General features: G+C 64.8%; 3 protein-coding genes and 1 pseudogene. 2 read left to right on the forward strand and 2 right to left on the reverse strand.

Annotation, left to right across the window (positions count from 1 at the left end; translation table 11 throughout):
- The first annotated feature begins 252 nt into the window (after positions 1-252).
- Complete coding sequence (typA, locus tag JWR89_RS04795; protein WP_299712398.1) at positions 253-2076, forward strand: translational GTPase TypA; 1824 nt, start codon at positions 253-255, stop codon at positions 2074-2076.
- Between the two features lie 223 nt (positions 2077-2299).
- Here the strand turns inward: typA and maiA are convergent, their stop codons facing one another.
- Positions 2300-2965 (reverse strand): maleylacetoacetate isomerase, encoded by a 666-nt coding sequence (maiA, locus tag JWR89_RS04800; RefSeq protein ID WP_299712401.1) that lies wholly within the window; start codon positions 2963-2965, stop codon positions 2300-2302.
- 151 nt (positions 2966-3116) lie between these two features.
- On the opposite strand from maiA, the gene JWR89_RS04805 reads away from it, so the two are divergent.
- Positions 3117-4370: an NAD(P)/FAD-dependent oxidoreductase gene (locus tag JWR89_RS04805; protein WP_299712404.1), complete on the forward strand. Its 1254-nt coding sequence runs from the start codon at positions 3117-3119 to the stop codon at positions 4368-4370.
- A 166-nt stretch (positions 4371-4536) separates the two neighbouring features.
- Here the strand turns inward: JWR89_RS04805 and JWR89_RS04810 are convergent.
- Positions 4537-4947 (reverse strand): annotated as a pseudogene (locus JWR89_RS04810) (DCC1-like thiol-disulfide oxidoreductase family protein).
- Between the last annotated feature and the right edge of the window lie 43 nt (positions 4948-4990).

Consider the following 4990-nt stretch of genomic DNA (forward strand, 5'->3'; position numbering starts at 1 on the left):
CCAAAAACATGGCTGCACCGCCTTCTCAGGCTCAGGAAATCATTGTTTTTCGCGGAATTCCCCCTATATTGCGCCGCAACGCGTCCGAGTACCCGGCCCCTTCTGGCCGGGTTTGCTTTTGGAGGGATTGCCCCAGCGCGTTTTCAGACGAGGCACAATTGACGGCGCTTGAGCAAATGGCCCAAGGCCTTTGTCGAACCTGCTTTGTTGAACCGCTCCGGGCACCCAGACCGTAAAACCAGAAGAAGACCTATGAACCTTCGCAACATTGCTATCATCGCCCACGTTGACCACGGCAAGACCACGCTCGTCGACAAGCTCTTGCAGCAGTCCGGCACCTACCGCGACAACCAGCGTCAGGTTGAGCGCGCGATGGATTCGAACGACATCGAAAAAGAGCGCGGCATCACCATTCTCGCCAAGTGCACCTCGGTGCATTGGGAAGACGTCCAGATCAACATCGTCGATACCCCCGGCCATGCCGACTTCGGCGGCGAAGTCGAACGCATCCTGTCGATGGTCGATGGTGTGATCGTGCTCGTCGATGCCGCGGAAGGCCCGATGCCGCAGACCAAGTTCGTGGTCGGCAAGGCGCTCAAGCTCGGCCTCCGCCCGATCGTCGCCATCAACAAGGTCGATCGCCAGGACGCCCGCATCACCGAAGTCGTCAACGAGGTGTTCGACCTGTTCGCCGCCTTGGACGCGACCGACGACCAGCTCGACTTCCCGATCCTGTACGGGTCCGGCCGCAACGGCTGGATGGCCGACAGCCCGGATGCGTCGCATGACGTCGGCATGAAGCCGCTGTTCGATCTCGTCATCAAGCACGTGCCGCCGCCAGTGGTCGAAGAAGGCCCGTTCCGCATGCTCGGCACGATCCTCGAAGCCAACCCCTATCTCGGCCGCATCATCACCGGCCGCATCTCGTCCGGCTCGGTGCGCCCGAACCAGACGGTCAAGGTGCTGTCGCGCGACGGCAAGACCGTGGAAACCGGCCGCATCACCAAGATCCTGGCGTTCCGCGGCCTCGAGCGTCAGCCCGTGGAACTCGCCGAAGCCGGTGACATCGTCGCCATCGCTGGCCTGCCCACGGGCACCGTGGCCGATACGTTCTGCGATCCCTCGGTCGATACCCCGATCCAGGCGCAGGCGATCGATCCGCCGACCGTGTCGATGTCCTTCATCGTCAACAACTCACCGCTCGCCGGCACCGAAGGTACCAAGGTCACTAGTCGTCTGATCCGCGACCGCCTGTTGCGCGAAGCCGAAGGCAACGTCGCGCTGAAGGTTGTCGAAACCGCGGACCGCGACGCGATGGAAGTGTCGGGCCGCGGCGAATTGCAGCTCGCCATCCTGATCGAGAACATGCGCCGCGAAGGCTTCGAGCTCTCGGTGTCGCGTCCGCGCGTCGTGTTGACCAAGGACGAGAACGGCAACACGCTGGAGCCGGTCGAGGAAGTCGTCATCGACGTCGATGAAGAGTTCTCCGGCGTCGTCGTTCAGAAGATGAGCGAACGCAAGGCCGAGATGATCGAGATGCGCCCGTCCGGCGGCAACCGCCTGCGACTGGTGTTCTACGCACCGACCCGCGGCCTGATCGGCTATCAGGGCGACCTGATGACCGACACCAAAGGCACGGCGATCATGAACCGGCTGTTCCACGCCTACCTGCCCTACAAGGGCGAGATCGCCGGCCGTCGCAACGGCGTGCTGATCTCGAACGACGCGGGCGAAGCGGTGGCCTATGCCATGTTCAAGCTGGAAGATCGCGGCCCGATGATGATCGAGCCCGGCGTGAAGGTTTACAAGGGCATGATCATCGGCGAGCACACCCGCGAGAACGATCTCGAACTCAACGTGCTCAAGGGCAAGCAGCTCTCGAACATCCGCACCACGTCGAAGGACGAAGCGGTCCGCCTGACTCCGCCGATCCGCATGACCCTGGAAAAGGCGCTGGCCTATATCGAGGGCGACGAGCTGGTCGAGATCACCCCGAAGTCGATCCGCCTGCGCAAGAAGCACCTCGACGCCGCCGACCGCAAGCGCGCCGAAAAGACCAAGGAAGTGGTGGCGTAACGCCACGCTGCTTCGGTTGATTGTTACGAAATGCCCGGCTCGCGCCGGGCATTTTTGTTGGTGTGACGCACGGCACTCGCAGCTCGTCGTCCCCGCGTAGGCGGGGACCCATAACCACCGTCAAGGCGGTGGAAACGGCAGAGCTACCGCGACAGCGCATCTACTCATGCTCCGGCGTGTATGGGTCCCCGCCTTCGCGGGGACGACGTGGAGAAGCCGGGGCTCATGCCTTTGGCGCGCCCGCCTGCAGCCTCGGATCGGCCTTGGCGAACGCTTCCAGCGCCTCGCAGCGGGCGACGATGCGGTCGATGGTCGGCGCATCCTTTACCGGGATCTTCAGCACCTGCATGGTCGCGGTGATGCTGAGCAGGCAGATGTCGGCGATGCTGATCGCGTCGCCATGGCAGAACGTGCCGGTGGCGGCCTCGGAGGCCAGCCGCCGCTCCACCGCGGCGAGGCCGGTGTCGAACCAGTGCACCAGCCAGGCGCGCACCGCGGCATCGTCGAAGCCGCCGACCCCCGCCAGATATTTTCGCACCCGCGGCGTGATCAGTGGATGGGTGTCGGCGGCGAGCATCTGGGCGATCGAACGCACCCGGGCGCGGCCATGCGGATCGGCCGGCAGCAAGGGCGGCGCGGGGTGGGTCTCGTCGATAAATTCCAGGATCGCCAGCGATTCGGTCAGCGGCGGATGACCTTTCTCCACCAGCGCCGGAATCGCGCCGAGCGGATTGATCTTCAGGAAGGCCTCGCCGAGCTGCTCGCCCGCATCGAGGTCGATGTTGCGCTCGCGGGCCGTGAGCCCCTTCAGGTTGAGCGCCACCCGCACCCGGTAGGTCGCCGATGTCCGCCAGAAGCCGTAGAGCTCGAAATCGGGTTGCTCGGTCATGGAACGATCGCTCCTGGCGTTGCTTTGGACGGGCCGGTGATGGTGCGGCGGCTTGAATAATTCAAGCAAGACGATATCCCACTGTCACGACAATCACGCGTGATCCGCTCCGTGACGGCCGCATGCGCCGCGTTTCGAGACCGCAGATGCGATGACAAAATTTCCCTCCGAGATCGATATCGCCATCATCGGTGCCGGCGCCGCCGGGCTCGGTGCGGCCCGTGCGCTGGAGCATTCCGGCCGGTCTGTGATCGTGCTGGAAGCCCGCGACCGCCTCGGCGGTCGCGCACACACCGTGATGGCCGCGCCGGGCATTCCGTTCGACATGGGATGCGGCTGGCTGCATTCCGCCAACAAGAATTCCTTCGTGGCGATCGCGCAGCAGCTCGGCTTCGCCATCGACAAGGCCCGCGCGCCGTGGCGCGAGGGCAGTTATGAGCGCACCTTCCCGAAGGCCGACCGGATCGAGTTCTTCCAGGCGATCGAAGCGTTTTACGACCGCGCCGAGGCCGCCGCGGAGAACGAGCCCGACGCGCCCGCCAGCACCTGCCTGGAGCCCGGCAATCGCTGGAATCCGATGATCGATGCCATCAGCACCTACATCAACGGCGTCGAGCTCGACCGCGTGTCGCTGCACGACATGGATGCCTATGAGGACACCGAGGTGAACTGGCGGTTGCCATCAGGCTATGGCGCGCTGATATCGGCCTATGGCACGCCGGCGCCGGTGTCGCTGAACACGCAGGTGACGCGGATCGATCATTCCGGGCCGCGGATCCGGATCGACACATCGAAGGGCACGTTGAGCGCCGTGCAGGTGATTGTCACGGTGCCGAGCAACTTGATCGCCAACGAGTCGATTCGCTTTCATCCGCCGCTGCCCGCCAAGGTCGATGCCGCCCGCGGGTTGCCGCTCGGTGCCAACAACAAGGTGCTGCTGGCGCTGGACGGTGCCGAGGCCCTGCCGAGCGACGCCGGCCTGCGCGGCGCCACCATGCGCGTCGGCGTCGGCAGTTTTCAGCTTCGGCCGTTCGGCACGCCCACCGTCGAAGGCTTCTATGGCGGCACGTTTGCGCGCGAGTTGGAGGACGCCGGCGAGGGCGCGCTGTCCGCGCAGGCGATCGACGAAGTGGTCGCGCTGCTCGGTTCGGATATGCGCCGGCGCCTCACGCCGCTCGCCGAATCGCGCTGGAGCCACGACCCGTTCGCGCAGGGCGCCTATTCCGCGGCCAGCCCCGGCCACGCCGGTGCTCGCGCGGTGTTGGCCGCCCCCGTTGACGGAAGACTGTTCTTCGCGGGCGAAGCGACGTCGGCGCATTTCTTCTCGACAGCGCATGGCGCAAGGGATAGTGGCGAGCGGGCAGCGGAAGAGGTGCTCGAAACAGCCGCTCCGGGAAAGAGCTAGAGCTTGCTTCGTTTGGATTGAAGCGGGGGGATCGTTTCCCGGATCCCGGTTTCTTCCGCGCCCAACCGGAGCCCCGGCTCAGCGGCGCACCACGCCGCTAAGAAGCGGCGCAGTGCACCGCGTCCGGCGAACGATCCCAGCGAACTGAATCCGACTTGAGCTCCGGCTACTCGATCACCCGTGCCCTGAACGCCGCGTCCGGCACCATGCACACATCACTCCGTCCAAAAATCCGATAGCGATTTCTGGCGATGAGATTGTAGACGGGATCGCGCAGCCATCCTGGCAACACGCGCAACACCCGCACCCATCCAAAACCCGGCAGCAGCGACAGCACCGTCAGCGCGCCATCGGATTTGTAGTGCGCGATGCCGTTGTGGATCACAGCATTGGTGTCGGGGTCGGTGGGGTCGATGCCGAGCGCGTGTGCGAGGCGGGTGCCGTAGGCGGACTGGATCGCGGTGAAGCGGAAACGGCGCTCGATGTCGCGCGCGGCGATGAAGCGGATCCAGTGCGATCAGAACATGCAGACGCCGTCATACAGGATGACGTCGTCGTCGGGCCATTGCTGGGTCATCGCTTCTTTCCCGGCCGCGCGGTGATGGCCATCAAGGCGTTAT

The organism is Tardiphaga sp. (assembly GCF_028290785.1).
GTDB lineage: Bacteria > Pseudomonadota > Alphaproteobacteria > Rhizobiales > Xanthobacteraceae > Tardiphaga.